Genomic DNA, 25018 nt, shown 5'->3' on the forward strand with positions numbered 1-25018 from the left:
GCGTCGGCGAGGTCGGCGGCGGCCAGGTCGAGGTCGACGAGCACCGCGGGCGGGCGGCCCAGCCGGTAGCCGTCGCGCGTCCCGGTGACCAGCTCCGGGCCGAACCGGGACCGGAGCCGGCTGACCAGCGTGGCGACGTTGTCGGCGGCCCGGCGCGGCGGCGTGTCACCCCAGAGCACGTCGACGATGCGGTCCATCGGCACCGGTCCGGCGCGCTCGACGGCGAGCAGCTTGAGCAGCGTGCGGGCCTTGCGGCTGCCGGTCACGGGCACGTCGGTGGCGTCACCGCTCCCGCGGATCGCGAACGCTCCGGCCAGACGCAGGCAGACCACGCCGGCCGCCTCGGTGGCCACGCCGTCAGCGTACGAGCGTCGCCACCGGCCGGAACCCTCCACGCCGGGCAAGATTCCCGACAGGTTGACGCAACCAGTCGATTGCTATACGTTCAGTGGCAACCGAATGGTTGCTATTTAGGGAGACCGCCATGACCTTCCCCGACCGGATCGAACGCACCCTTCAGCTCGGCCAGCCGCCCGAGCGCGTCTGGGCCGCCCTGACCACCGCCGAGGGGCTGGGCACCTGGTTCGGCAACCGCGCCGAGGTCGACCTGCGCGTCGGTGGCCGGGCCACGCTCAGCTGGGACAGCGGCGACACGGCGGTGCTCACCATCGAGCGTCTCGAGCCCCCGCGCGTCTTCGGCTACACCTGGCCGGTCAGCGGCCTGCCCGCCGACGACCCGCGCCGGACCTACGTCGAGTTCACGCTGGAGCCGCACGGCGCCGGCACCACCCTGACGATGGTCGAGAGCGGTTTCGCGCAGCTCCCGGACGACGGCGAGCACAAGACGGCCTACTCGGGCAACACCGAGGGCTGGACGCACGAGCTGGGCGAGCTGGTCGCGTACCTCGATGGCCAGTCCTGAGCCCGCCGACCTGGAGCTGGTGGCCCAGGAGGTCTTCACCGCGCTGGCCGATCCCAGCCGGCGGGTGATCCTGGCCGCGCTCGCCACCGGCGGGCCGGCCACCGCCACCGACCTGGCCACCCAGCTCCCGATCACCCGCCAGGCCATCGCCAAGCACCTCGCCCTGCTGGCCGAGGCGGGGCTGGTGGTGGCCGAGCGGGGGGAGCGGCGCCGGGTCCGCTACCGGGTGGACTCCGCGCCGATGAAGGTGGCCCAGCAGTTCCTGGGTGCCCTCGCCCGCGACTGGGACGGCCCGCTGGCCGCGTTGCGGGACCACTTGCGATGACCTGACCGCACTCTGACAGGAGTTCCCATGTTGCTGCCCACCTGCGTCGCCCCCTCGGCGCGGACGTCATGAGCGCGCCGGCCGGGAACCTGCCCGAGGTGGTGTCCCGCGACGAGTGGCTCGCCGCCCGCCGAGAGCTGCTGGCGCAGGAGAAGGAGCTCACCCGGGCCCGGGACAGGGTCAACGCCGCCCGCCGCCGGCTGCCGATGGTCCGCGTCGACGAGCCGTACACCTTCCAGGGCCCGGCCGGGACGGTGAGCCTGCTCGACCTCTTCGAGGGCCGGCCGCAGCTGGTGCTGCACCACTTCATGTTCGCCCCGGAGTGGGACCAGGCCTGCGCGAGCTGCTCCTCCGCCGCCGACGGGATCGGCCGGTTGCGGCAGCTGCACGTACGCAACACCACGCTCGTGGCGGTCTCCCGCGCCCCCTATCCGAAGCTCGCCGCCTTCCGCGAGCGGATGGGGTGGGAGTTCCCGTGGTACTCGTCGTACGGCACCAGTTTCAACTTCGACTTCCACGCCACCCTGGACGACCGGGTCGCGCCGGTGCTGCTGCACTTCCGCACCGAGGGCGAGCTGGCCGAGGCCGGCACCCCGTGGACGAGCGGACCGTGGACGCCAACATGCGGGGCGCCGAGCTGCCCGGGATCAGCGCGTTGCTGCGGGTCGGCGACGACGTCTTCCACACCTACTCGACGTACGGCCGGGGGATCGAGGACTTCCACAACGGCTACCCGTACCTCGACCTCACCGCGCTCGGCCGGCAGGAGGCGTGGGAGGAGCCGAAGGGCCGGGCGACCCCGCTCGGCCTGCACGTCGGCGGCCCCGCGATGCGCGTGCCGGACGAGTACGGGACCTGACGCGCGGGGCGGGGGCCGGCAACCGAACGGCGACCCAGGGGCATCCGTCCTGCGATCAAAGCCCCCGGGGCAGGGCCGAAGGGAACGGTGAACCTGGCGATCGGCCAGACGCCGTACTCCGAGAGGAACCTCCTTGCGCTCGCTCCTTCGCCGTTTCGCCCTGGCCGCCCTCATCGCCCCCGCCGTCGTCGGCGTCTCGATGTTCGCGTCGCCGGCCGAAGCGGCCCCGGCGAGCGCCGAGACCGTGCAGGCCGACGTCGTCCGCCTCACCAACGCCCAGCGCGCCACGTCCGGCTGCTCCGCCGTCACCGTCAACGCGCAGCTCACCGCCGCCGCCGTCGGCCACAGCACCTGGATGGCCCGCACCGGCACCTTCTCGCACACCGGCAGCGCCGGCTCCACCTTCGTCGTGCGGGCCAAGGCGGCCGGCTTCGCCCGCCCGTCCAGCGAGAACATCGCCTGGGGCTACCGTTCCGCCACCGAGCTCGTCAACGCCTGGATGAAGAGCCCCGGCCACCGCGCCAACATCCTCAACTGCAAGTCGCGGACCGTCGGCGTGGGCGTCGTGTACACCGCCAACGGCACCCCGTACTACACCCAGGACTTCGGCTACTGAGCCCTCGCGTGGTTGCGTTCCGCGCGCCGGGGAATGACGTGCGGCATGGGTGGATCGCGGCTGCGCGTGCTGGTGACCAACGATGACGGCGTACAGGCGCCCGGAATCCAGCGGCTCGCGCGGGCCGCTCACGACGCCGGCCACGACGTCACCGTCGCGGCGCCGCGCGAAGAGGCCAGCGGGATGGGCGCGGCGCTGACCGCCGTCACCGACCACGGCCGGGTGACGTTCTCCCGGGTGACCTTGACCGGTCTCGACGGTGTCCCGGCGTTCGCGGTCGCGGCCTCACCCGCCTACATCGCCCTGCTGGCCGGTCTCGGCGTGTTCGGACCGGCGCCGGACCTGGTGCTGTCCGGAATCAACCGGGGTGCCAACGCCGGACGGGCGATCCTGCACTCGGGCACCGTGGGCGCGGCCGTCACCGCAGCCGCCGGCGGGGCCCGGGCGCTCGCCGTCTCCTTGGACGTCCTGTCACCGGCCGAGGGCAGCGAAGCAAGTGCCGGCGCCGCGATCGCCGCGCTGGACACGGCCGACGACGAGCAACGGCACTGGGACACCGCTGCCGCGCTGGCCCGGCGCCTGCTGCCGTGGCTGGCCGGCGCCCCGGCCGGGACGGTGCTCAACCTCAACGTCCCCGACCGCCCGGCCGACATGGTCGCCGGATTGCGCCGGGCGACGCTCGCCCCGTTCGGTCAGGTGCAGATGGCCGTCGCGGAGTCCGGTGAGGACTTCGTGCGGATGAGCATCGAGCAGGGCGCCGGCCGGGTGCCCGGTAGCGACATCGATCTGCTGACCGAGGGGTACGCGACGCTCACCGCCGTCCGGCCCCTGGGTGAGGCGGGTGACCTCGTGCTGCCTGTGGACACCGGGATCGTGCGGCCCCGGACCCCGGCCGAGGACACCGCCCGGCGGCCGTGAGCCCTCAGACGTCGGCCGCCTTGCTCAGGTCGTTGCCGTAGTAGGCCCCGGCGCCGTGCTTACGGGTGAAGTGCCGGTCCAGCAGCCACTGCGGGGCCGCGGCGGCCGGGTTGAGAGCCAGGGTCTTGAGCGCCATCTCGGCGACGGCCTCGCAGATGATGGCGTGCTCGACCGACTTGCCGGCGTCCTTGCCCCAGGTGAACGGGCCGTGGTTGGCCGCCAGGGCCGCCGGGGTGGCCCGGGCCGCGTCGTCGTCACCGATCAGCTCGATGACCGCCCGCGCGGTGTTGAACTCGTACTCCTCGGCGCACTCCTGCGGGGTCAGATCCCGGGTGACCCGGACCGGGCCGCTGAACGTGTCGGCGTGCGTCGTGCCGAGCACCGGCACGTCGCGGCCGGCCTGCGCGAAGGCGACGGCGTGGGTGGAGTGGGTGTGGGTGATCCCGCCGATCGACGGCCACTGCAGGTAGAACGCCCGGTGGGTCTCGCTGTCCACCGACGGCTTGAGCCGCCCGGAGACGACCCGGCCGGTCTCCAGGTCGACCGGCACCAGCAGGTCGGCGGTCAGGTCGTCGTAGGCGACCCCGGAGGGCTTGATCAGGTAGATGCCCGCGGCGCGGTCCACGCCGCTGACGTTGCCCCAGGTCAGCGCGGCCAGGCCGGCCTTCGGGATGAGCCGGTTGGCCTGCAGCACGGCCTCACGCAGGTCCTGGTCCTTCGTCATGCGGGTCTTCCTCCACGTCCGGGGCGGTCAACCGCAGATGTTAACGTTCACAAGCCACTCGCGTCGACCGGGACGGCCATTCCGGCCCGCCTCTCAGCCGGCGGCGACGACCATCTCGATCTCGACGCAGATGTCGAACGGCAGCTCGGCCACCCCGATCGCCGAGCGCGCGTGCGCCCCGATCTCCCGGCCGAAGACGCCCACCAGCAGGTCGGAGCACCCGTCGATCACCGCCGGGGTCGCGGTGAACCCGGGCGCGCAGTTGACCATGCCGAACACCTTGAGCACCGACTCCACCCGGTCCAGCGAGCCGAGCTCGGCCCGCAGCGCCGCCAACAGGAACAGCCCGGTCAACCGGGCGGCCTCGCGCGCCTGCTCGACCGTCACGTCCGCGCCGACCTTGCCGCGCACCACGCTGCCGGCGATCGCCTCCAGCGGGACCTCGCGATCGGTGCGGCCGGGCAGCCGGCCCTGGTCGTCCACCCGCAGCGGGCCGTGCCCGGAGACGTAGAGCAGGTCGCGGTGCCGTTTGACGCCGAGATAGTTGCCGGCGGCGGGGAACACCCCCGGAAGCTCGATCCCCATCGCGGCGAGCCGCTGCTCGGCCGACCCCAGCTCTTCGATCCCGGTCACGGCCGCTCCCGTCTCTGCCACCTGTCTCCGCCACCCCAGGCTGCCACGAACGGAGCGTCCCCGCTGACCCCGGCCGGCGATCCTTCAGATCCGCCCGGACCGGGTCGATAGGGGAGAGGGAACCGGCGAGGGGGCGTGCGATGAGGGCAGTGCGGCGCTGGACCGTCCGCAAGCGGCTCTTCGCCATCGCGGCCGTCGGTGCCCTGCTCGCGGCGCTCGTCGGGGTGGTCGGGCTGTCCGGGTACGCGCGCCTCACCGCGGCCAGCCGCGCCGAGTCCCGCCTCGGCACGATCCAGGCTCTCACGTTGACCGCCCAGTCGCTTCAGCACCAGGTACGGGCGCAGGCCTGGTTCGCGGTCGCGGTCGGCGAAGGCAGCACCGGACGGTCGACGGCCGAGGTCCGCACCGAGTTCGACGCCGCCCGCACGGCGCTGAACACGGGCAACACCACCCTGGCGGCCCTGGCCGACGGCACCCGCTACGAGACGGAGCTGCGCGACATCGGCCAGGCCCACGACGGCCTGGTCAACCGGGTCGACTCGATCCTCCGGCTCAGCGCCACCGACCGTCCCGCCGCCCTCACCGCCGTCGGCACCCTCGAGGACGACGCCGACACCCTCGACGCGCACATCTCCGACCTGATCGCGCGACTCGCCGCCGACCGGGCCGCCCACCTCGCCGCCGCGGACCGCATCAAGCAGGTCGACAGCGGGCGGCTGCTGGTGGCGGCGCTGCTGGCGGCGTTGCTGGTGCTCGGCTTGTCGGCCCGGCTCACCCGGTCGATCCTGCGGGACCTGCGGGCCGTCGACGACGTCGCGCACCGCGTCGGCGCCGGTGACCTGGAGGCCCGCGTCGAGCAGCCCCGCGACGACGAGATCGGTGCCGTGGCCCGGTCGTTCAACGACACCGCGGACCGGCTGCGCGAGACGGTACGGCAGCTCACCGCCGAGGCCCGGCGCGAGAAGCTCGGCAGCCAGCTGGCCGACGCCTTCGACATGGCCGAGACCGAGCACGACGCGTACGGGGTCATCACGAACAGCCTGACCGTCCTGGACCCGGACCGGCCCGCCGAGCTGCTGCTGGCCGACAACTCGGAGTCCCGGCTCACCAGCCGGGCCACCGGGGGTGCCGGTGAGCCGCCGTGCTGCCCGGTCACCTCACCGTTCCACTGCGTCGCCGTCCGCCGCGGCCACCTGGTCACCTTCGATGACAGCGAGGCGCTCGACGCCTGCCCCAAGCTCAGGAACCGACCGCAGGGCCGGGTCTCGGCGGTCTGCGTGCCGGTCACCTTCATGGGCCGCTCGCTGGGCGTCCTGCACACCACAGGGGCCGCGGGCCAGGCCCCGGCTGCCGAGACCCTTTCCGGGCTGGCCCTGCTCGGCGCGCAGGCCGGCAACCGGATCGGCACGCTGCGCTCGTTCGAGCTGGCCCAGATGCAGGCCAGCACCGACGCGCTGACCGGGCTGCCGAACCGCCGCGCGTTCGAGGCCGCGGTCCGCGAGCGGCTGAGCGACGGCGGGCGGGTCGCGTTCGTGATGGCCGACCTGGACAGGTTCAAGCTGCTCAACGACACCCACGGCCATGAGGCGGGGGACCGGGCGCTGCGCCTGTTCGGTCAGGTCCTGCGGGCCGGGCTGGGCAAGGACGACCTGGTCGGCCGGCTCGGCGGGGAGGAGTTCGGCATCGTGCTCGACGGCGTGACGCTGGAGCGGGCGGTGCTGGTCCTGGACCGGCTGCGGGCCGCGCTGAGCGAGGCGATCGACGGCGGTACGCCCCGGTTCACCGCCAGCTTCGGCGTGTGCGTCAGTGTCGGGCACGCCGGCTTCGACGAGCTGCTCCGGACCGCCGACAAGGCCCTCTACCGGGCCAAGCACGAGGGACGGGACCGGGTGGTCGCCGCCGGCGCCCCGGAACCCAGCCGCGTGTCCCCGGCCGCCGCCCTGTCATCCGCCGGCTGACCCCCGACCGCGCCGGTCGGCCCGGGTCCGGCCGCCCTTCCCGCGACGGGCCGGCTGAAGCCCAGGCCGTCAGAACGTGCGTTGCCTGCGGGTGCGCAGCGTCGCCCAGACCATCTTGCCGTCGCTGGTGGCCATCGCGCCCCAGGCCGTGGACTTGCCGTCCACGGTGTGCAGCCCGTGGCCGGGCGCGCCGGCCTGGCGGTGCAGCAGTCGCGGCAGCCGCGGATCGCGGTCGCGCACCGAGAGATGCAGCCCGGCCCCGCGCCGCCACACCGCCGCGCCGATGTCCGTGCCGGCGTGCTCGACGGCGTTGCCCACGAGCGCTGCCATGATCGCGCGGCTGGGTGCGACCAGCTCCGGCATGCGCCACGAGTCGCACGCGATGTCGACAAGCTCGCTCGCCACCTCGACCGACGACGCCTCCGGCGGCAGATGGCTGAGGTCCAGGCGGTCCGCCGTCGGTGCCCTCGCGGCCAGCGCGGTGCGCGCCTGGGCCAGGGTGGCGAACACCGGCAGGGAGTGCGTCGCGCCGAGCCGCCGTAACCGGCCGGCGAGTGGCGCCACGGGCGATACGGCCAGGGCCAGCTCGACCGGCGGGTACATGGCCGCACCCGCCCGCTTGATCGACAGCCACATCGCCGCGCTGACGGCGAACGGGTCGTCGAACTCAGCCAGGTCGGCGATGATCGCAGTGGGATGTTCGGCCAGGCACTTCCGCAGCCCACCGTGGAGCTCCATGCTCAGGCGCAGGCTGAACCGGCCGCGGACCGCGATCTCCAGCAGACCGGTCTCCACGTCGCAGGTGACCGAGAAACACGCGCCGCGATCGTCGCCACCGAACAGGTAAGGAGGGCCGGCCTCCATCATCGAATCACTCCCGGTCATGGCCGCCCTCGTCGCACGGCCACCTGGGAGTCTGTTCGCAGCGTCACGGACCGTCAACGGCCGTCGCCGGTCACCACCCTAACGAGCGACGCGGCGCACGCCACCGATGCGGTAGGCATGATGCATTTCGATGCGGTGGTGCTCAGGCACCCAGCGCAGCCAGCAGCCGGTCCACCTCACCGGCGGTGTTGTAGTGGTAGATGCTGGCCCGCACCGCGCCGCCGCTGTCGCGCAGGCCGGCCGCGGTGAAGTACTCGTACGCGTAGTAGTCACCGGAGAAGACGCAGATCCCCAGCTCGCCCAGCCGCCCGGCGGTCTCGGCCGGGGACTGCCCGCGCACCCGGAACGACACCGTCGGGCACCGCTGCGCCGGAGCCGGCAGGACCGTCACCGCGGGATTCGCCGCCAGTCCGGTGAGGAGCCGCTCCAGCAGCTCGGCCTCGTACCCGGCGGCCACCGTCAGCCCGGCCACCACGCGGTCGCGGCGCGTCGTTCCCGCGCGGGCCGGGCCGCCACCGGAGAGCTCGGGCAGCGCCGCCAGGTGCTCGACCGCGGCCGTGACCCCGGCGAGCAGCTCGAAGCTCGGCGTGCCGAACTCGAAGCGCTCCGGCACCGCGTCGGACGACGGGATCAGCTTGGCCGGCCGCAGCCGTTCCCACCGCGCCGGATCCGCGATCACCGCCGCGAGGTGCGGACCGGACCACTTGTACGCGCTGGTCACGTAGAAGTCGGCGGCGAGCTCCCGCACATCGGTCGGCACGTGCGCGGTGGCGTGCACCCCGTCGACGTAGACCAGCGCACCGGCCGCGTGAGTCAGGTCGGCGATCTCCCGGACCCGGGGCATCGCGCCGGTCACGTTGCTGGCCGCGGTCACCGCCACCACCCGGGTACGCGGGCCGACCAGGTCGGCGTACTGCTTCGCGGGCAGTTCCCCGCTGTCGGCGTCGAACTCCGCCCAGCGCACGGTCGCCCCGGCAGCCTCGGCGGCCTGGACCCACGGCCGCACATTCGCGTCATGGTCGAGCCGCGACACGACCACCTCGTCACCGGCCTGCCATGACGTCGCCAGGGTGCGCGCCACCACGTACGTCAATGCGGTCGCGCTGGGCCCGAAGACCACCCCGCCCGGGTCGCCGCCGACCAGGTCGGCGACCGCCGCGCGGGCGGCGGCGACGATCTCCCCGGCCCGGCGGCCCGGCTCGAAGGCCACGCTCCGTTTGGACACCGCCCGGCGCAGGGTGCCGGCGACGGCGTCGACGACCGGCCCGGCGGCCTGGGTGCCGGCCGCCCCGTCCAGGTGGGCGAAGCCTTCGGCCAGAGCGGGATAGGTGGCCCGGACGCGGGCGACGTCGTACGTCATGGGCCGACCTTAACGCAGCCTCAGGCGAGGCCGGCACGCCCCGTCGTACGGTGGAAGGGTTGAAGATGGGGTCATGACTTCTCCCTCCGGAGCCGCGCCGTTCGACCCGCGCGCGCTGCTCGCCGAGTGCCGGCTCGGCGTCCTCGCGACGATCAAGGCGGACGGCCGCCCCCAGTTGTCCCCGGTGACACCCTTCTACGATCCGGGGACGGGCCTGATCCACGTGTCGATGACCGAGGGCCGGGCCAAGACCGCGAACCTGCGCCGCGACCCGCGCGCCACGCTCGAGGTCACCCGCGCGGACGGCTGGGCCTGGGCGACCGCCGAGGGCACGGCCACCCTCGTCGGCCCGGGCTCGGACCCGGCCGGCCCGGAGGTGGAGGCCCTGGTGGACTACTACCGCCGCGCGGCCGGCGAGCATCCGGACTGGGCCGAGTACCGGTCCGTCATGGTGGCCGACCGCCGGGTCCTGATGACCATGACGGTCGACCACGTGTACGGCGCCAGGATCCGCTGATCCCGTACCGGATCAGCGGAACAGGCCCAGGTCGATCGCCTCGGCCATGGCCCGCTGCCCGGCGACGTTCGGGTGCAGGGGGTCGGCCTGGTACCCCGGCAGCACCCGGCTCGGGTCCTGCGGATCGCGGATCGCGGCGTCGAAGTCGGCCACCCCGTCGAACACGGCGCTCGTCCGGACCCACGCGTTGACCTCCTGCCGGGTAGCCTCCTGCTCGGGACCGAAGCAGCCGGACCCGCACCCGTACGGGGTGATCGTGGCCCCGATGACCTTGATCCCGGCCCGGTGGGCCCGGCCGGCGATGGTGGTCATCCCGGCGATCAGGCTCGCGGCATCCGCTTGGTAGCCGATGTCGTTGATGCCCTCGGCGAGAATCAGGTAGCGGGCGCGCGTCTGCAGCCGGACGTCCTGCCGTTCCCGCTTCAGTGCCGAGACGCTCGTGCCCGCGCCGCAGCAGTCCGTGCGGTCGGTCAGGATCTGGTTGCCGCCGATTCCCTCGTTGAGCACCCCGAACTGCCGGCGGGGCGGGAGGGCCTGCAGCCGGGCGGCGAGGACGTCGGTCCAGCGGTCGTTGCCGTTCCACGTCGTGTAGGCGCCGTCGGTGATCGAGTCGCCGAGCGCCACGATGCTGCCGGGCACCGCGCGGGCCGCCCGGACGTCGACCCCGTTCAGCCAGAACCACGAGTTCACGGTGCCGGTGAACGACGCGCCCGGTCCACCGGCCTGGTTACCGGCCGCCACGAACTGGGTGCCCTGGGCGGCGTCGTGCCCGGTGATCCCGGCCGCGTCGCCGCCGGCGGTCACGTAGAGGTCGACCGCGAGGTCCTGGCCGTACGCGACGCCGAGGGGCACCGGATCGCTGAGGACGTGCGTGCCGGTCCGTACCGTGACCGAGCCGCGGCCCCGGAAGGTGAGCGGCCGGCTGGTGCCGCTGACCAGGTCCGGCGCGCCGGAGGCGACCGCGCGGGCCACGCTCACCGCGCCGAAGGTGACGTCCTCGTCGCCGTAGTCGTTGCTCAGCCGGATCCGGACCGCCGCGCCGCCGAGGGTCGGATGCACCAGCATGCGCAGGGTCTGCTCGGCGAATGCCGGGCCGCTCTCACGCTGCGGGCTGGTCGCCCAGGCGCCGGTCCACCGGGCCGGGCCCGCGGCCGCCGGACTGGCGACGAGCAGCGAGGCCAGCACCACCACGGCGAGCAGGAGCCGGCGACCAGTAACATTCATAACTCTCGATATCTTGGGCATGCCGTCGATGCTCGGCGAAGACGTGCGGAAAGGCAACCTCGGCAGTCCTGTCGGACCCTCGTGCGATGCTCCGGGACGTGAGAGTCGACTTCGCGGCCGAGCTGTGGATCTGGGATGCCCGCCGGCTCGACAGCTGGACCTTCGTCAGCCTGCCCGCCGAGGCGTCCGAGGAGATCCGCGAGCTGTCCGCCGGGCAGGCGCGCGGCTTCGGGTCGGTGCGGGTCCGGGTCACGATCGGCGGCAGCGTCTGGACCACGTCGATCTTCCCGGACAGCAAACGCGACGCGTACGTGCTGCCGGTCAAGCGGTCCGTCCGCCAGGCCGAGGGCCTCGACGAGGGCGGCACCGCGCAGGTGCGCGTCGAGCTGCTCGACTTCTAGCCCCGACTTCCGGTCACGACTGCTGGTGGCGGCGCAGCACCAGGGTGGCGAAGCCGAGCACCTTGCGGTAGCCGCGCAGCCACTGCTCACGGTGCTCCCGGGCCAGGGCGAGAGCGGGCGCCGCGTCGGGGTGGCCGGGGTTGTCGAGCGCCCACTCGGTGAGCGAGCCGGTCCACGACCACTCGTAGTCGTCCCACTCGGCGGTGTCGCTGATGTGGGCGTACACGGGAGCCCAACCGGCCTGCTCGGCCGTGTCGACCAGGCCGGCCAGGTCGGTGTATTCCTCGGCCTTCACACCGAGCGCGTCCGGCGCCCCGGGCGACGGCGGCACCTCCCAGAAGCCCTCGCCGACCAGCAGCACGCCGTCGGGATGCACGTGCCGCCCGGCCAGCTCGAGCGTCTCGGCAAAGCCCCCGAAGGCGTGGGTCGACCCGACGCACAGCACCAGGTCGTAGTCGCCGTCGGGCACGTAGGTCCGGGCGTCGCGCTCGTGCAGCGTCAGGCGGTCGGCGAGGCCACGCTCGGCTGCGGCGTTCGCGGCGTTCTCCAAGGCGTACCGGTCGATGTCGACGCCGTCCGCGTGACCGTCCGGGTAGTGGGCCAGAGCCTGCAGGGCCCAGGCGCCCGCACCGCAGCCGAGATCGAGGATCCGGGCCGCCGGCTGCCGGCCGGCCCGGCGCAGCAGCCGGTTGACGTTGACCCCGAGGATCGGGGCCGCGATCGGATGATGCGCATGCGCAATGCTGCTGAGTCGGCGATCCATTCTCCCGAGTCAACACCAGCGCCCCCGCGCCCGGAGCACCAGGAGGGGCAGCACCCGATCGCCGGCCTGCCCGCGCACCCTTCACACAGGCCGGTCATCGTCGTCAACCGCCGTGGCTTCCAGAGCAACCGCGAGCTCCACCATGCGCCGCTCGGTAAGCGTGTCCGCCGTCATGACTCATTGCATGACATCTCCACACGTCGCTGACCGCAACCGGCGAGGTGCGTACGCAAGACCCACCACAAAGCCCGGCCTGCCCGACAAAATCCCCCAGCAAGACCACAACGCGGCAGCCAGACCCGAAACCGCAAGGGGATCACCCACGAAGACATGCAACCACCAGCGAGCAACCAAGAACAAGGCCGGAACGAAAAGCCATGCAAGGTTGGGGGCCGGGGTGACCAAGAACGGCATAGCTGCCTTTCAAGCCGATCTTGGTCACCCCGGCCCCCAACCGTCCACCGCGAGAGAACCGCCGAATACGTTGGCCGGGACCAAGAAGGATGCGGTAAGCACGTCGAATGACAACAGAAAAGCCCCTGACCGTGGTGCAACCGGGCGGCGGGCGCAAAGGCGACCTGGGCGACATCGGCGTGCACTTCAAGCTCTGGGGCGAGGACACCAACGGCGCCCTGGCGATCGTCGAGCACCCGTTCCCGGTGGGCGCGCTGGTGGCACCCCACCTGCACACCCGCGAGGACGAGTACTCGATCGTCACCGAGGGCGAGATCGGCTTCCGCTCAGGCGACCGCGAGGTGGTGCTCGGCCCCGGCGGCTACATCACCAAACCCCGCGGCGAACTGCACGCGATGTGGAACGCCGGCCCCGTCCCGGCCCGGATGATCGAGATCATCACCCCGGCCGGCTTCGAGCACTTCTTCCGCGAGGTGGCCGAGCTGATCGCCGCCGGACCCGCCGCGGCCGAGCAGGGCGGCGATCTCGCGGAGCGCTACGGCCTGCGGTTCGGCGAGCCGGAGTGGCTGCCGGAGATCGTCGATCGGTTCGGCCTGACCACCTAGACGTGCACAGCTCCGGCACCGAGGGCATTGAAGGTCGCCTCCGGATCGTCCTGACGTGCCGACAGCTCCCAGGCGGTGCCGGCGATCGTGTCCGGGTCGAGGGTGGGCAGGCCGGCGGCCGCGGCCGGGCCGACCGCGGCCACGGCGAGCCGGTGGATGTCGCCGCCTTCGACGAGCCCGCCGATGACCAGGGCCCCGGCGTAGACACCGCTGCCGGCCAGAGCGGCGTTCACGGTCAACGCGTACGTGCGCAACGCCGCCGACGCGACGGCGAGTGCGCCCATGCCCGGCAGCGGAACGACCGCGCCCAGGCCGGCGACGTACAGCAGGGTGCCGCTGCGACGTTCGAGCATGCCGGGCAGCACCATCGCGGTGAGGTCGACCGCGGGACGGACGAAGGTGTGCACTGCCGCGGACACCTCATCCGGCCCGGCCTGCAGGATCGGCGCCGGTCGTGCGGTCGGGTCGGCGGCGCCCGGCCCGTAGTACACGGCGCCGATCGGACCGAGCTGCTCGGTCGTGTCGGTGACGGCAGCGCGCAGCTGCTCAGGCCGGGTGAGGTCGGCTGCGATGGCGACAGCGGTGATGCCGTCCCGACGCAGCGAGGCCAGATAGGACTGGTGCCGGTCCGGGTGGCGCGACAGCAGGGCGACCGGATGTCCCGCACGGCCGAACCGCCGGGCGACGGCAAGACCGAGCCCCGGTCCCACGCCGGCGATGAGCATGCTGGAAATCTGTGCTGTGGACACGTACGCCTCCTCTGTCATGGTGGACAGGTGTCACTGTCACGGCTCCGTCATCCGTACGAAAGAAGGCACTTGAATGTCCGGTGGGGACACTGCTGTTCCTTTGCTGGTGGAGACGCCCCTGGCCGCGCAGGTGCCGGCCGCGGAGTACGCGGCGTGCCCGGTCACCGGGCTCTTTCACCGCCTCGGCGACAAGTGGTCGTTGTTGACCCTGGTGCTCCTCGGTGAGCGACCGCACCGCTTCAACGAGCTGCACCAGCGGATCGAGGGCGTCAGTCAGCGGATGCTGACCCGGACGTTGCGGGCGCTGGAGTCCGACGGTCTGGTGAGTCGCACGGTCTACCCGACCGTCCCGCCCTCCGTCGAGTACGCGTTGACGACGCCCGGACGAGCGTTGCTCGGCCCGCTCTCCCAGGTCGCCAACTGGGCGGTCGAGCACCACATCAAGCGGTGGCAGAATGCGCCCGTGCCGATCTCCGGGGAAGAATCGCCCAAGGCTCGCGTTGTCGCGGCGTTGCTGCGGGACGGCGACCGAATTCTGCTGTGTCACCGATCTCCCGACCGCCGCTGGTATCCGGATGTCTGGGACCTGCCCGGCGGCCACGTGGAGCCCGGAGAACTGCCGGGCGCGGCACTGGCCCGAGAGCTCCGGGAGGAACTGGGCATCGACATCGCGGCGCCGCCGGGCCCGCCCCTGCACGAGGTCGACGTCGACACGGCCGACATGCAGATCTGGCTGATCGAAGCGTGGTCAGGGTCCCCGGTCAACACGGCGCCGGAGGAGCACGATGCCATCGAGTGGTTCACGGCCGACGCCCTCGGAGGGCTGACATTGGCTCATGAGAGCTATCTCGCGATGTTCAGACGGGTGCTTGGCCGGTTTTGAGCTCTCCGCGGCGCGCGCTCGCGGCGGTTCGGCCAGGTGCCGTCCGACTTCGGTAGTAGTCGGGCGCCGACGTACGACTCAAGTCGTACGCGAAGTCCATCATCAAGTCGGACGCGCGTCCCCCCGCCCTGCTCCTAGCGTCATGGACGTCCCCGGTCCACGAGCCACCAGGAGCTCCCCGTGCCCTCGTCACCCCTGCTCGTCGCCGACGACGTGAGCAAATCGTTCGGCCTCACCCGGGCCTTGCACGGCGCGTCGCTCCAGGTCCGCCCGGGGGAGGTCCTCGCCCTGACCGGCCCGTCCGGCTCCGGCAAGTCCACGCTGCTGCACTGTCTCTCCGGCATTCTCGCCCCGGATTCCGGCCGGGTCAGCTTCGAGGGCCGCGATCTGACCGCCCTGAGCGACCGGGAGCGCAGCGCCCTGCGGCGGGGCGCGTTCGGTTTCGTCTTCCAGTTCGGCCAGCTGGTGCCCGAGCTCACCTGCCTGGAGAACGTCGCGTTGCCGCTGCGGCTCGCCGGTGTCCGGCGCGCCCGGGCCGAGCGGCGCGCTGCCGAGCTGCTCGTGCGTCTCGAGGTCGTCGAGGTGGCCGGCAAACGTCCCGGGCAGGCGTCCGGCGGGCAGGGCCAGCGGGTCGCGGTGGCCCGCGCGCTGGTCACCGACCCGCAGGTGATCTTCGCCGATGAGCCGACCGGCGCGCTCGACTCCCGCAACGGCGAGCAGGTCATGCGGTTGCTGGTCGCCGCCGCGAAGGAGCGGGGGAGCGCGGTCGTGCTGGTCACCCACGAGGCGCAGATCGCCTCGTACGCCGACCGCGAAGTCACCTTCCGCGACGGCGCGGCTGTCGTCGCTGCGGGTGTCCGATGAGCGCCGCCTGGCTGCGTGAACTTGCCCTTGGTGTGCGGCTGAGCGTCTCGGGCGGCCGCTCGGGCTGGTTGCGGCTCGCCCTGATCGCGGCCGGGGTGGGCCTCGGCGTGGGGATGCTGCTGGTGCTGGCCGCCGCGCCGACGGCGGTTGCGGCACGGGAGCAGCGCCGGGCCGATCGTGCGCTGGGTGCGAGCGTCGAGCAGGCCGGGCCGGGCACGCTGCTGGCGCTGACCACGGAGACGCGGTTCCGCGACGAGCCCGTACGAGGCAGGATCGTCCGTCCGGAGGGTGACCGTGCGCCGGCACCGCCCGGCGTGGCCCGGATGCCGGCGGCGGGGGAGCTGTACGTGTCGCCGGCGCTGGCCGCCCTCATCGCCGGTCCCGGTGGTGAGCTGCTGGCCGAACGCTGGTCCGCGCACGTGGCCGGCACGATCGCGCCGCAGGGACTCTCCGGGCCCGACGAGGTGTACTTCTACGTGGGATCCGGCACGCTGACCAGGGAAGACGGGGCGGCGCGCATCGCGGCGTTCGGTGGCGGTGGGCCGCCCACGACGGACCCGACGATCGTGGTGCTGGCCGTCATCGGGGCCGCCATCCTGCTGCTGCCGGTCCTGGTGTTCGTGACGACGGCCGTACGTTTCGGCAGCGAGAGCCGGGAGCGGCAGCTCGCCGCGATCCGGCTCGTCGGCGCCGACAGCAGGATGACGCGCCGCATCGCGACCGGCGACGCGCTGATCGGGGCGGTGCTGGGCCTCGCCGTCGGCGGTCTTGTGTTCCTCGGTCTGCGCCGGGGCGTCGGGGCGTTGCTGCCGGCCGACTTCAGCCCGTACCCGTCGGATCTGCGCCCGGTGCCGGCGCTGCTCGCCGCCATCCTGCTGCTGGTGCCGGCCGGCGCTGTCCTGGTGACCCTGTCCGCGCTGCGGCGTGTCGTCATCGAGCCGCTCGGCGTGGTGCGGCAGAGCGGCGTCCGCCGCCGGCGGCTCTGGTGGCGGCTGATCCCGCCGGGCGTCGGCGTGGCACTGCTCTACCCGCTGCTCGGCGGGTTGCCCGGCGACGTCGCGGCGGGCACCCGGGTCCAGCTCGCCGCGGGCGCGATCCTGCTGCTGACCGGCGTGGTCGTGCTGCTGCCCTGGCTCGTGCAGGCGGTGGTGGGGCACCTCGGCGGTGGCAGCGTCGCGTGGCAGCTCGGCATCCGGCGCCTGCAGCTGGACAGCGACACCGCCGTACGGTTCGTGTCGGGCATCGCGGTGTCGGTCGCCGGCATCATCGCCATCCAGGGCCTGCTCAGCACGTCGATAGCCGCGAGCAGCGGGACCCAGCCGCCGGCCGGCCGCCTCCAGGCCGTCGTCTACACCAACGGCGCCGACGGCACCGGCTGGCAGGCGGCTCTGGCCGGCACCCCCGGAGTCGAGGCGGTACGCACGTCCGGCTACGGCTACCTGCGGACGGATCCCGATCAGCCCGGCGTGACCGTCCGGGTCGGCGACTGCGAGGTGCTCCGGCAGTACGCGCCGCTACCGTCCTGCGCTGACGGCGACAGCTTCCAGGCCGTGCACCCGGGCTGGGAGAGCCCCACCCTGCCGGCAGGAGCCACGACCCCCGTCTTCGGCACGGACGACGCAGCGCCCCTCTCGCACTGGCAGGTGCCCGCCGGTCTGCCCGCCGTGACGCTCTACTCCAGCGAGGCCGCCCCGGTGTCGTACCTGGCCACCCCGGCGGCGCTGAAACTCCGTCCCGACCTGCGCGGCATCTTCACCGACGCCTACCTGCTGGGGCTGGACCCGGCCCGCCCGGATGCCATCGAGCGGGTCCGCAACACCATGACCCGGCTCGCCCCGGCCGCACCGCTGCAACTGTTCGGCGACGATCGGATCGGCAACCAGTTCGCCGGGGCCCGGCAGGTGGCCCAGGGCTGCGCGGTCCTGTTCCTGCTGTTCATCGGCGCGAGCATGCTCGTCGGCGTCACCGAGCAGCTGCGCGAGCGGCGCAGGCTGCTGGCCGTCCTCGCCGCCTTCGGCACCCAGCGGCGGACGCTGTCGGCGTCACTGCTCTACCAGGTGGCCGTCCCGGCGTCGGTCGGACTGCTTCTGGCCGTCCTCATCGGCAGCAGCTTGTCGGCTGTCCTGCTCGCGGCCACGCGGGCGCCGGTCGAGCTGGACTGGCCGGCGATCGCCGCCCTGACGGCCACGGTGGCGGCTATGGTCGTGGCGGTCACAGCTGCCGGTCTGCCGCTGCTGTTCCGTCTGCTGAAGGTTCAGGAGTTGCGCAGTGAATGAGACCCTCACGCTGAGCAGCAGGTTACCGGCCGGCCTGGCCCACAGCCGGGGTCTGCTCACCGACCTGGTCGTGTCCTGCTCGGTGGCCGCCCTGTCCACGTGGTGGTGGCACCAGTACCGGTGGGGTGGCTTCCTCTTCGGCGTGCTGGCCGGGCTGGTGCTGATGGGGCGGCGCCACCGCCCGATCACCGTCCTCGTCCTCGTGGCGATGCTCACGGCGGTGGCCGCGACGATCGAGGTCAACGGCACCAAGCTGCACGACGGCATGCTGCTGATCACGGTCGCCACCGCGATGTACGCGGTCGTCGTCCACGCCTCGACCCTGCTCCGGGCGGTGCTGGGCGGGCTCGGCGGCTGGCTGTTCGCGTCGCTGCTGCTGCCCCTGCAGAACAACTCCCGCGCCGGGTGGTCGACGTTCTCGCTCGAGGAGCTCGCGCGCGGCTCCGGGCTGCTGCTGGGCTACGGGGCCGTGGTGTGGGCGGTGGCCCTCAGCGTGCGGTACTCCGGCCAGCTGAATCTGAACACCTCCGAACGCCGGCAGAGCGCGGAGCGGGAACGCCGGCACGTGGCGCAGATCGCCGTCGCCGAGGAGCGGGCGCGGATCGCCCGGGAGCTGCACGACATCGTCGCGCACTCGCTGTCGGTGATCATCCTGCAGGCCAACGGGGCCGCTTACGCGTTCGACCATGATCAGCAACGGGCGCGCGAGGCCCTGCGGACGATCGGCACGACCGGCAGCGACGCCCTGGAAGAGATCCGGCAGCTCGTCGAGCTGCTCCGGAGCGCCGGCGACGCTCCGCCCGACCGCACGCCGGTCGCCCTGGACCAGCTCGAAGCCGTGGTGCAGCGGGCCCGTGACTCCGGCCTGACCGCCGAACTGACCGTGCACGGCACGCCGCCCGAGGTGCCCGGCGGCGTGGCCCTGGCGGTCTACCGGATCGTGCAGGAATCGCTGACCAACACGTTGAAGCACGCCGGTCCGGCGCCGGCCGCCACGGTGACCGTCAGCTACCGGCCGGGCGTCATCGACATCGAGGTGACGGACTCCGGATCCGACCCGGAAGCCGCCAGCTCCGGCGGGCACGGTCTGGTCGGCATGCGGGAGCGGGTTGCCCTGTACGGCGGGACCTTCGCAGCCGGGCCGGCACCGGACGGCGGCTGGCGGGTGCACGCCGCCATCCCTCTCACCGGCGCCGCGGCGCGGGCGGTGGCCGCGTGATCCGGGTCGTGCTCGTCGACGACCAGCACCTGGTCCGGGCCGGATTCCGGATGGTGCTGGACTACCAGAGCGACATGACCGTGGTCGGTGAGGCGAGCGACGGCGCCGAGGCGCTCCGGCTGCTGCGCACGACCCCGGCCGACGTCGTCGTGATGGATCTGCGGATGCCCGTGCTCGACGGGGTGACGGCGACCCGGCGGATCTGCGCCGCCGGTCCGCTTCCCCGGGTGCTGGTGCTGACCACGTTCGACACCGACGAGGACGCGTTCGCCGCGCTCCAGGCCGGGGCGAGCGGATTCCTGCTCAAGAGCGTGCCGCCCGAGGACCTGCTGAGCGCGATCCGGGTGGTGGCCGGCGGAGACGCCGTCGTGGCGCCCCGGGTGACCCGGCGGCTGCTGGACCGCTTCGCCGGCCGGCTCGTCGCGAAGGACGCGGCCGCGGCCGGCGTGCCGGAGATGACGGAGCGGGAACGCGAGGTGCTGCTGCTCGTGGCCCAGGGACTGTCGAACCTCGAGATCGGCGGCCGGCTGCAGGTGGCCGAGGCGACCGTCAAAACGCACATCGGCCGGATCCTGGCCAAGCTCGGCCTGCGGGACCGCGTGCAGGCCGTGGTCTTCGCGTACGAGTCAGGGCTGGTCCGGCCCGGCAGCGAACCCCGGTCCGTGGTCAGTCCGCCGCAGCCGGAGGCGCCAGGTGACGCCGCAGCGTCTCCATGATCTCGGCCAGCGCCTCCAGCTGCGGCACGGTGAGCACGTCGGCGAAGTGCTCCCGGACGGCCCGCGAGTGCCCCTTGGCCGCGGTCAGGAAGACAGCTCGGCCCTGGTCGGTCAGGTGGACCTCAGCCACGCGGTTGTCGGCGTGGTGACGGCCGCGGCGGATCAGGCCACGGCGTTCCATCCGGGCGAGGTGGTGCGACAGCCGGGACTGCTCCCAGCCGATCAGGTCGGCCAGCTCGGTGGAACGGCACGGCCGGTCACCTCGCTCGTGCAGGGTCACCAGCACGGGATAGTCGCTGCCGGTGAGCCCGGAGTCGGCCATCAGCAGCTGGTCGAGGCGCCGTCTGAGCAGGGGCGTGGTCTCGATGAGCCCGCGCCAGGCCCTCAGCTCGACCGGATCCAGGCTGCCGGCTCCCGCCGCCTCGTCCACCACCGCACGAACCTACCGCAGCCACCCTACCGATTACATGACGCGTCATATATCGTCGGCACGAGTACGCGCCCGAGCCGGGTGCGCCGGCCGGAGGGAAGTGCACGGTGGCGACGATCGAGCAGCTCATGCGGGCCAACCTGCTGGAGGTCTTCAACGAGCGGGACGGCGACCGCCGCCGGGCCGCGATCGCCCGCACGTACGCCCCCGGCGTGCGCTTCGCGGACCCCGAGGAGACGATCGAGGGCCACGACGCGCTCGACGCGAAGGCGCAGAAGATCCTGGACGACGCGCCGGGCTTCGTCTTCGTGGCCGACGGCCCGGTACGCGTCGTCCAGGACCTCGGCTACCTCGCGTGGAGCCTCGGCCCCGAAGGCGCGGCGCCCGTGGTCCGGGGCGTCGACATCGCGCTGGTCGCCGACGGCCTCATCACCTCGGTCCACACCCTGCTGCTCACCGACTGAGACCGCCCTCCGGTGATCCGGCGGTTCAGGACCAGGTGATCTCACCGGCACGGTCGACGAAACGTCCGGAACCGTGGCCCGGTCCCTCGGTGGCGAGACCCACGACGGCGTCGGTGCCCTCGGTCACGGTCTGCGGGCCGCTGTTGCCGTTGAGATCGGTCGCCGTGTAACCCGGGTCGGCCGCGTTGATGCGGATGCCGGTCAGCGATTTGGCGTACTGGGTCGTGAGCATGGTCAGCGCCGCCTTGGAGGCCGTGTACGCGGGCGCGATCGCCTTGGACTCGTCGCGCGAAGGATCATGCGTGGCCGCCAGCGAGCCCATCGAGCTGCTCACGTTGACGATGACCGGGTCGGCCGAGCGTCGCAGCAGGGGCAGGAAAGCCGTGGTGGTCCGCACCACACCGGCGACGTTGACGTCGAGCACCTTCAGGATGTCGGCGCCTGTCAGGCCGCTCGGGTCACCGAGCGGACCCCCCACGCCGGCGTTGTTGATCAGCACATCGACAGTGCCTTCGTGCTTCTCGACGTCGGCGGCGGCCGACGCCACCGACTCGTCGTCCGTGACGTCGATCTGGACGAAGCGGGCACCGAGTTCGGCGGCTGCCGCCGTCCCGGCCTTCTCGTCGCGGGCGCCGAGCAGCACGGTGTGGCCGTGGGCGATGAGGCGGCGGGCGGTCTCGTAGCCGAGGCCCTTGTTGGCCCCGGTGATGAAGGTGATGGTCATGCGCCCATGGTTCGCCCGGGCCGCGACCTGCGCCAGGGAAGGCCTGACGGTAGGAAAACGGCTACCACCCCCGGCCCCGGGCGGCGAGGCACAATCGGTCCATGACCACTCACGGCACGGAGTTCGGCGCCACTGTGCGCGCCTGGCGGGACCGGCTCACGCCGTCCGCGGTGGGCCTGCCGAGTGGCCGTTCCCGCCGCGCGAGCGGGCTGCGCCGGGAGGAACTCGCCGAACTCGCCGGGATCTCGGTCGACTACGTCGTACGCCTGGAACAGGGACGGTTCACCACCCCGTCGGCGCAGGTGGTCGCCGCGCTGGCCCGGGCCCTGCACCTCACGAACGCGGAACGCGACCACCTGTACCGGCTGGCCGGGCTCGTCCCGCCGGCCGACGGCGAGATCTCCGATCACATCCCGCCGGGCGTCCAGCGCGTCCTGAACCGCCTCGGCGACGCGGCCGTCGGGGTCTTCGCCGCCGACTGGCAGCTGATCTGGTGGAACCGGGGCTGGGCGGCACTGCTCGGCGACCCGTCGGCGGCCCCGCGGGAGCGCCGCAACTTCGCCCGCGACACGTTCCCGGTCAACGGCGACCGGCCCTGCTTGTCGCAATGGCCGGTGATCTCGGACGCCCCCGACGCGGTCGACGCAGCCGTCGTGTCCGACCTGCGCCGCGCGACCGGCCGATTCCCGAACAACCCCCGGCTGACCAGCCTGATCCGGTCACTCACCGAAGGCAACGAGCGTTTCGCCGCTCTGTGGGCCGCCGGCGCGGTCGGCACCCATCGCGAGGACCACAAAATCGTCGAGCACCCGACGGTCGGCCCGATCGAGGTCGACTGCGACGTCATGACCGACGGCGACGCCGAACTGAAGATCGTGATCCTGACAGCAGCCCCCGACACCGACGCCGAAACCAGACTCCGGCTGGCCCTGCTCTCCGGCGTCCCCGACGTGGCGAACAGCGCCCCCGAACCCACAGCCGCCCAACCGGCGAACGCCCAAGGCTGAGCGGAAGCGCCAGCCGGTCATGCGGAGACAGTGGTGGCCGGCTCGGCGCCCCGGCGTCCGACCTTCGCGCTCTGCCGCACCGCGATCAGCCGGCTCGGCACCACGATCACCGCATACAACCCGGCCATCCGCAGTCCCAGAGCCCGGTGCGGATGCGGATGCCCACGCCGGACGAGCCGGGCCAGCCACCGTCGCTCCAACCGGCGGCCCGCCACAGCAGCACCAACGGAACCAGCCACGGCGGTAGTGAGCACGGCGACCCCGACAGCGCCGGCCACAACAACTCGTCGACGCGTGTCCGCATCTGACGGCTCTTCCTCGGGAAGGGTGATGCCGACGTCCACAAACGGAAGCCCAGAAGCTGCCCCCGGGTTCGCCGGCTCCGAATCGGCGGCCGCAGAGCGCCCGGCCCGCATCGCCGGCACCCCCACAGCAACGGTCACCGCCGCCAAAGCCCCTCGAGCAAGCCGCCGCCGCGCCGGAGGCAACTCGGCAGCAGCGACCCACGCACCGACAGCCGCGACATCAAACCCGGCATCAGCCAGAGCCCGCAGATACGGCCGCCAACCCGCCCCAGTCGAAGTAGTCATCGACTGACCGTATAAACCCCGATCCACCCACCCCTGGCCGACGGCCGGATTCGACGTGATGCGGGCCGAGAAGGGCCTGCACGAACCACGAGAACCACGAATCAGGCCGCCGGAGCGACACCGGGCAGAAAGATCAGCCGGCGGCGCATGGCGGTTGCGGCGATCTTGCCGGCCGGGGCGTACTCGGGGGAGTCGTACCAGGCGTGCAGGGTCTCCATGTCGGGCCATGCGACGACCGCGACGGCAACCCCGGCCTCGCCCTCGGCGACCGTCGCGAGGCCCCAAGGACGACGAAGCGGCCACCGAATTTACCGACCGCGATCGGGGTCAACTCGGCGTAGCGCTGGGCGCCCGCCGGGTCGAGAACCTCGACGACCTCGGTGATGCTGTACGCCGGCGCACGGCCGGTGGTGCCGTCAGACATGGGCGTTCTCCTCAAGGTGTCAGCTATCCGAGCCGGGGTCACGAGACGCAGACCTCAACCACTTCGCCTCGAAGAAAGACCTCGCCCTCGAGGTCTACCGGCAGGGCTTCATCGACTCACTCGCCGCCCTCGCCGCGATCCGCAGAGCACATCCCCGCTCCGCCCAGGCGGCCCCGCACGACATGGTCGACGTCTACGTGACAGCCGCCCACCGCGATCACCCGGAAACAGGCTGCCCCTCAGCCGCCCTGGCCGTCGACGCCGGACGCCACGGCACCCCGCCGCAGACCGAGTACCGACGCGGACTCGAGGAATACCTCAGCACCATCACCGAAATGGTGCTCGAACGCGCCCACCAGGCCGGCACCGAACCACCGGCGGCCGAAGCCCGCGAACAGGCAGCCCACCCCCACCGGCGCCACCAAAGCGACCGCGTCAAGCATGCAAGCGGCCCACCAGCCGACCCAAGGCGTCCCCCGCCACCAGCACCGAGCCCGATGGACGGCTCAATCCCCGACCGCAACCGGCGAGGTGCGTACGCAAGACCCACCACAAAGCCCGGCCTGCCCAACAAACTCCCCAAGCAAGACCACAACGCGGCAGCCAGACCCGAAACCGCAAGGGGATCACCCACGAAGACATGCAACCACCAGCGAGCAACCAAGAACAAGGCCGGAACGGGAAACCATGCAAGGTTGGGGGCGGGGGTGACCAAGAACGGCATAAATGCTCCTCAAGCCGATCTTGGTCACCCCGGCCCCCAACCGTCGACCCGGAGGGCAGCGAGTTCTGTCTGCTCACCCCCAGCTGATCCGCCGGGAGCGAGGTCAGCCGAGCGCGAGGCCGATCAGTGCCGCGTGTTTCTCGATGGCGGCGAGGGCGTTGTCGTCGAGCTGGTGGTCGGTGCGCATCCGGTCGGCCAGGATCTGGATGGGGTCGTGCGCTGGACTGTCCGCCAGGACGTACGTGCGGAAGTGCAGCAGCCGCGGGCCTGCTCCGGCCCGTACCGGATGCACCGCCGTCAGGGCCGCCCGGGTGACCGCCTCGATGTCCGCGCCGTCCACCGTGCCGGGCGGCAGGCCGCCGGGGTCGTCCGGGTGGGTCCCGTGCCGGCCGGCACAACAGAAGAGCACCGGCAGCCGGTCGTCGATCGCCTGGCCCAGGCTGCTGGTCAGGCCCGGCGCCGCCTCGTCGCCGACGAAGCACACCGTCACCGCCGGCCGGTGCTGCCGGACGTCGTCGTGCGCGAGCTCGACGGCCAGGACCGGGCCGTCGGCCACGGTGTCGCCCGGGCCGAGGGCGGACCGCAGGCCCACCGTGATCGCCTCCTCGCCGCGGTGGGCGGGGTCCTGGTCGCCGCGGCGCAGCAGCAGCATCCGGTGCAGGAGTTCGGTGCGCTGGGCCGCTGTCGCCGGATGTCTTCCGGTCATCGTGGACACCTCCGTCGGTGCGTCCCCCTGAGTGTCGTCGTCCGGCCGGGCGCGGAACAGGGGCGGAAGGCCCGCGACAGGGGCGGGGGCCGGGCCCGGCGGCCACCCCCGCCGGGCC

General features: G+C 72.7%; 29 protein-coding genes and 2 pseudogenes. 17 read left to right on the forward strand and 14 right to left on the reverse strand.

What is annotated here, in order from left to right; genetic code table 11:
- Window positions 1–353: AfsR/SARP family transcriptional regulator (locus ACWEOZ_RS41905; RefSeq protein WP_451916248.1), on the reverse strand; the 353-nt coding region annotated here is incomplete at its 3' end.
- 131 nt (window positions 354–484) lie between these two features.
- On the opposite strand from ACWEOZ_RS41905, the gene ACWEOZ_RS41910 reads away from it, so the two are divergent.
- The 6 genes and pseudogenes from ACWEOZ_RS41910 (at window position 485) to surE (ending at window position 3640) form a co-directional block, all read left to right on the forward strand.
- The gene (locus ACWEOZ_RS41910; RefSeq protein WP_451916249.1) at window positions 485–922 is read left to right on the forward strand and encodes an SRPBCC domain-containing protein; all 438 of its coding nucleotides are present in this window, start codon (window positions 485–487) and stop codon (window positions 920–922) included.
- On the forward strand, window positions 909–1247 hold the full coding sequence (locus ACWEOZ_RS41915; protein WP_451916250.1) for an ArsR/SmtB family transcription factor: 339 nt from the start codon (window positions 909–911) through the stop codon (window positions 1245–1247). Before ACWEOZ_RS41910 ends, ACWEOZ_RS41915 begins: the two co-directional genes overlap by 14 nt.
- 68 nt (window positions 1248–1315) lie before the next feature.
- Window positions 1316–1723, forward strand: a pseudogene (locus ACWEOZ_RS41920) (DUF899 family protein); the annotation flags it as partial.
- A 119-nt stretch (window positions 1724–1842) separates the two neighbouring features.
- On the forward strand, window positions 1843–2106 hold the full coding sequence (locus tag ACWEOZ_RS41925; RefSeq protein WP_451916251.1) for a DUF899 family protein: 264 nt from the start codon (window positions 1843–1845) through the stop codon (window positions 2104–2106).
- Between the two features lie 133 nt (window positions 2107–2239).
- Window positions 2240–2722, forward strand: coding sequence for a CAP domain-containing protein (locus tag ACWEOZ_RS41930; protein WP_451916252.1), 483 nt, complete (start codon window positions 2240–2242; stop codon window positions 2720–2722).
- 45 nt (window positions 2723–2767) lie between these two features.
- Window positions 2768–3640 (forward strand): 5'/3'-nucleotidase SurE, encoded by an 873-nt coding sequence (gene surE, locus ACWEOZ_RS41935; RefSeq protein ID WP_451916253.1) that lies wholly within the window; start codon window positions 2768–2770, stop codon window positions 3638–3640.
- A gap of 4 nt (window positions 3641–3644) precedes the next feature.
- On the opposite strand, the gene araD is transcribed toward surE, so the two are convergent.
- Together araD and ACWEOZ_RS41945 are read right to left on the reverse strand one after the other, a co-directional pair.
- The gene (araD, locus tag ACWEOZ_RS41940; protein ID WP_451916254.1) at window positions 3645–4364 is read right to left on the reverse strand and encodes an L-ribulose-5-phosphate 4-epimerase AraD; all 720 of its coding nucleotides are present in this window, start codon (window positions 4362–4364) and stop codon (window positions 3645–3647) included.
- A 93-nt stretch (window positions 4365–4457) separates the two neighbouring features.
- Window positions 4458–4997, reverse strand: a complete 540-nt coding sequence (locus tag ACWEOZ_RS41945) for a RidA family protein (protein ID WP_451916255.1) — start codon at window positions 4995–4997, stop codon at window positions 4458–4460.
- Between the two features lie 140 nt (window positions 4998–5137).
- Here ACWEOZ_RS41945 and ACWEOZ_RS41950 point away from each other — a divergent pair, with 140 nt between their 5' ends.
- Window positions 5138–6955: a diguanylate cyclase domain-containing protein gene (locus tag ACWEOZ_RS41950; RefSeq protein WP_451916256.1), complete on the forward strand. Its 1818-nt coding sequence runs from the start codon at window positions 5138–5140 to the stop codon at window positions 6953–6955.
- 69 nt (window positions 6956–7024) lie between these two features.
- Here the strand turns inward: ACWEOZ_RS41950 and ACWEOZ_RS41955 are convergent, their stop codons facing one another.
- Together ACWEOZ_RS41955 and ACWEOZ_RS41960 are read right to left on the reverse strand one after the other, a co-directional pair.
- On the reverse strand, window positions 7025–7840 hold the full coding sequence (locus tag ACWEOZ_RS41955) for an ATP-binding protein (protein ID WP_451916257.1): 816 nt from the start codon (window positions 7838–7840) through the stop codon (window positions 7025–7027).
- Between the two features lie 142 nt (window positions 7841–7982).
- Window positions 7983–9200: a cysteine desulfurase-like protein gene (locus ACWEOZ_RS41960; protein ID WP_451916258.1), complete on the reverse strand. Its 1218-nt coding sequence runs from the start codon at window positions 9198–9200 to the stop codon at window positions 7983–7985.
- 73 nt (window positions 9201–9273) lie between these two features.
- Between ACWEOZ_RS41960 and ACWEOZ_RS41965 the strand changes: the two genes are divergently transcribed.
- Window positions 9274–9717, forward strand: a complete 444-nt coding sequence (locus tag ACWEOZ_RS41965; RefSeq protein WP_451916259.1) for a PPOX class F420-dependent oxidoreductase — start codon at window positions 9274–9276, stop codon at window positions 9715–9717.
- A 12-nt stretch (window positions 9718–9729) separates the two neighbouring features.
- Here the strand turns inward: ACWEOZ_RS41965 and ACWEOZ_RS41970 are convergent, their stop codons facing one another.
- Window positions 9730–10941 carry an SGNH/GDSL hydrolase family protein gene (locus tag ACWEOZ_RS41970; RefSeq protein WP_451916260.1) on the reverse strand — a complete coding sequence of 404 codons (1212 nt, stop codon included), beginning with the start codon at window positions 10939–10941 and terminating at the stop codon, window positions 9730–9732.
- Between the two features lie 98 nt (window positions 10942–11039).
- On the opposite strand from ACWEOZ_RS41970, the gene ACWEOZ_RS41975 reads away from it, so the two are divergent.
- Complete coding sequence (locus tag ACWEOZ_RS41975) at window positions 11040–11342, forward strand: DUF1905 domain-containing protein (RefSeq protein ID WP_451916261.1); 303 nt, start codon at window positions 11040–11042, stop codon at window positions 11340–11342.
- A 13-nt stretch (window positions 11343–11355) separates the two neighbouring features.
- Here ACWEOZ_RS41975 and ACWEOZ_RS41980 read toward each other — a convergent pair whose 3' ends face one another.
- Window positions 11356–12105 carry an SAM-dependent methyltransferase gene (locus ACWEOZ_RS41980; RefSeq protein ID WP_451916262.1) on the reverse strand — a complete coding sequence of 250 codons (750 nt, stop codon included), beginning with the start codon at window positions 12103–12105 and terminating at the stop codon, window positions 11356–11358.
- A gap of 521 nt (window positions 12106–12626) precedes the next feature.
- On the opposite strand from ACWEOZ_RS41980, the gene ACWEOZ_RS41985 reads away from it, so the two are divergent.
- On the forward strand, window positions 12627–13124 hold the full coding sequence (locus ACWEOZ_RS41985; protein ID WP_451916263.1) for a cupin domain-containing protein: 498 nt from the start codon (window positions 12627–12629) through the stop codon (window positions 13122–13124).
- Here ACWEOZ_RS41985 and ACWEOZ_RS41990 read toward each other — a convergent pair.
- Window positions 13121–13873: an SDR family NAD(P)-dependent oxidoreductase gene (locus tag ACWEOZ_RS41990; RefSeq protein ID WP_451916264.1), complete on the reverse strand. Its 753-nt coding sequence runs from the start codon at window positions 13871–13873 to the stop codon at window positions 13121–13123. The genes ACWEOZ_RS41985 and ACWEOZ_RS41990 overlap by 4 nt on opposite strands.
- 106 nt (window positions 13874–13979) lie before the next feature.
- Here ACWEOZ_RS41990 and ACWEOZ_RS41995 point away from each other — a divergent pair, with 106 nt between their 5' ends.
- The 5 genes from ACWEOZ_RS41995 to ACWEOZ_RS42015 all read left to right on the forward strand — a co-directional run bounded on the left by ACWEOZ_RS41995 (window position 13980) and on the right by ACWEOZ_RS42015 (window position 19831).
- Window positions 13980–14756, forward strand: coding sequence for a winged helix-turn-helix transcriptional regulator (locus ACWEOZ_RS41995; protein ID WP_451916265.1), 777 nt, complete (start codon window positions 13980–13982; stop codon window positions 14754–14756).
- 180 nt (window positions 14757–14936) lie between these two features.
- Window positions 14937–15620, forward strand: coding sequence for an ABC transporter ATP-binding protein (locus tag ACWEOZ_RS42000; protein ID WP_451916266.1), 684 nt, complete (start codon window positions 14937–14939; stop codon window positions 15618–15620).
- Window positions 15617–17896, forward strand: coding sequence for an FtsX-like permease family protein (locus ACWEOZ_RS42005; protein ID WP_451916267.1), 2280 nt, complete (start codon window positions 15617–15619; stop codon window positions 17894–17896). The genes ACWEOZ_RS42000 and ACWEOZ_RS42005 overlap by 4 nt, the downstream gene beginning before the upstream one ends.
- Window positions 17889–19115, forward strand: coding sequence for a sensor histidine kinase (locus ACWEOZ_RS42010; protein ID WP_451916268.1), 1227 nt, complete (start codon window positions 17889–17891; stop codon window positions 19113–19115). Before ACWEOZ_RS42005 ends, ACWEOZ_RS42010 begins: the two co-directional genes overlap by 8 nt.
- Window positions 19112–19831, forward strand: coding sequence for a response regulator (locus tag ACWEOZ_RS42015; protein WP_451916269.1), 720 nt, complete (start codon window positions 19112–19114; stop codon window positions 19829–19831). Before ACWEOZ_RS42010 ends, ACWEOZ_RS42015 begins: the two co-directional genes overlap by 4 nt.
- On the opposite strand, the gene ACWEOZ_RS42020 is transcribed toward ACWEOZ_RS42015, so the two are convergent.
- Complete coding sequence (locus ACWEOZ_RS42020) at window positions 19782–20264, reverse strand: MarR family winged helix-turn-helix transcriptional regulator (protein ID WP_451916270.1); 483 nt, start codon at window positions 20262–20264, stop codon at window positions 19782–19784. The two genes, ACWEOZ_RS42015 and ACWEOZ_RS42020, sit on opposite strands and share 50 nt — an antisense overlap.
- A 104-nt stretch (window positions 20265–20368) precedes the next feature.
- On the opposite strand from ACWEOZ_RS42020, the gene ACWEOZ_RS42025 reads away from it, so the two are divergent.
- On the forward strand, window positions 20369–20725 hold the full coding sequence (locus ACWEOZ_RS42025) for a nuclear transport factor 2 family protein (protein ID WP_451916271.1): 357 nt from the start codon (window positions 20369–20371) through the stop codon (window positions 20723–20725).
- A 25-nt stretch (window positions 20726–20750) separates the two neighbouring features.
- Here the strand turns inward: ACWEOZ_RS42025 and ACWEOZ_RS42030 are convergent, their stop codons facing one another.
- Window positions 20751–21449 carry an SDR family NAD(P)-dependent oxidoreductase gene (locus tag ACWEOZ_RS42030; RefSeq protein WP_451916272.1) on the reverse strand — a complete coding sequence of 233 codons (699 nt, stop codon included), beginning with the start codon at window positions 21447–21449 and terminating at the stop codon, window positions 20751–20753.
- Between the two features lie 101 nt (window positions 21450–21550).
- Here ACWEOZ_RS42030 and ACWEOZ_RS42035 point away from each other — a divergent pair, with 101 nt between their 5' ends.
- Entirely contained in the window at window positions 21551–22456 is a 906-nt protein-coding gene (locus ACWEOZ_RS42035) for a helix-turn-helix domain-containing protein (RefSeq protein WP_451916273.1), read from the forward strand.
- A 17-nt stretch (window positions 22457–22473) separates the two neighbouring features.
- Here the strand turns inward: ACWEOZ_RS42035 and ACWEOZ_RS42040 are convergent, their stop codons facing one another.
- The 4 genes and pseudogenes from ACWEOZ_RS42040 to ACWEOZ_RS42055 form a co-directional block, all read right to left on the reverse strand.
- Window positions 22474–22695 (reverse strand): hypothetical protein, encoded by a 222-nt coding sequence (locus ACWEOZ_RS42040; RefSeq protein WP_451916274.1) that lies wholly within the window; start codon window positions 22693–22695, stop codon window positions 22474–22476.
- Window positions 22696–23147: 452 nt separating this feature from the next.
- Window positions 23148–23470 (reverse strand): annotated as a pseudogene (locus ACWEOZ_RS42045) (DUF1330 domain-containing protein).
- A gap of 239 nt (window positions 23471–23709) precedes the next feature.
- Window positions 23710–23913 carry a hypothetical protein gene (locus ACWEOZ_RS42050; RefSeq protein WP_451916275.1) on the reverse strand — a complete coding sequence of 68 codons (204 nt, stop codon included), beginning with the start codon at window positions 23911–23913 and terminating at the stop codon, window positions 23710–23712.
- 384 nt (window positions 23914–24297) lie between these two features.
- Window positions 24298–24900 carry a hypothetical protein gene (locus tag ACWEOZ_RS42055; protein ID WP_451916276.1) on the reverse strand — a complete coding sequence of 201 codons (603 nt, stop codon included), beginning with the start codon at window positions 24898–24900 and terminating at the stop codon, window positions 24298–24300.
- Window positions 24901–25018: the final 118 nt, after the last annotated feature.

It is taken from the genome of Actinoplanes sp. NPDC004185, from assembly GCF_053603475.1.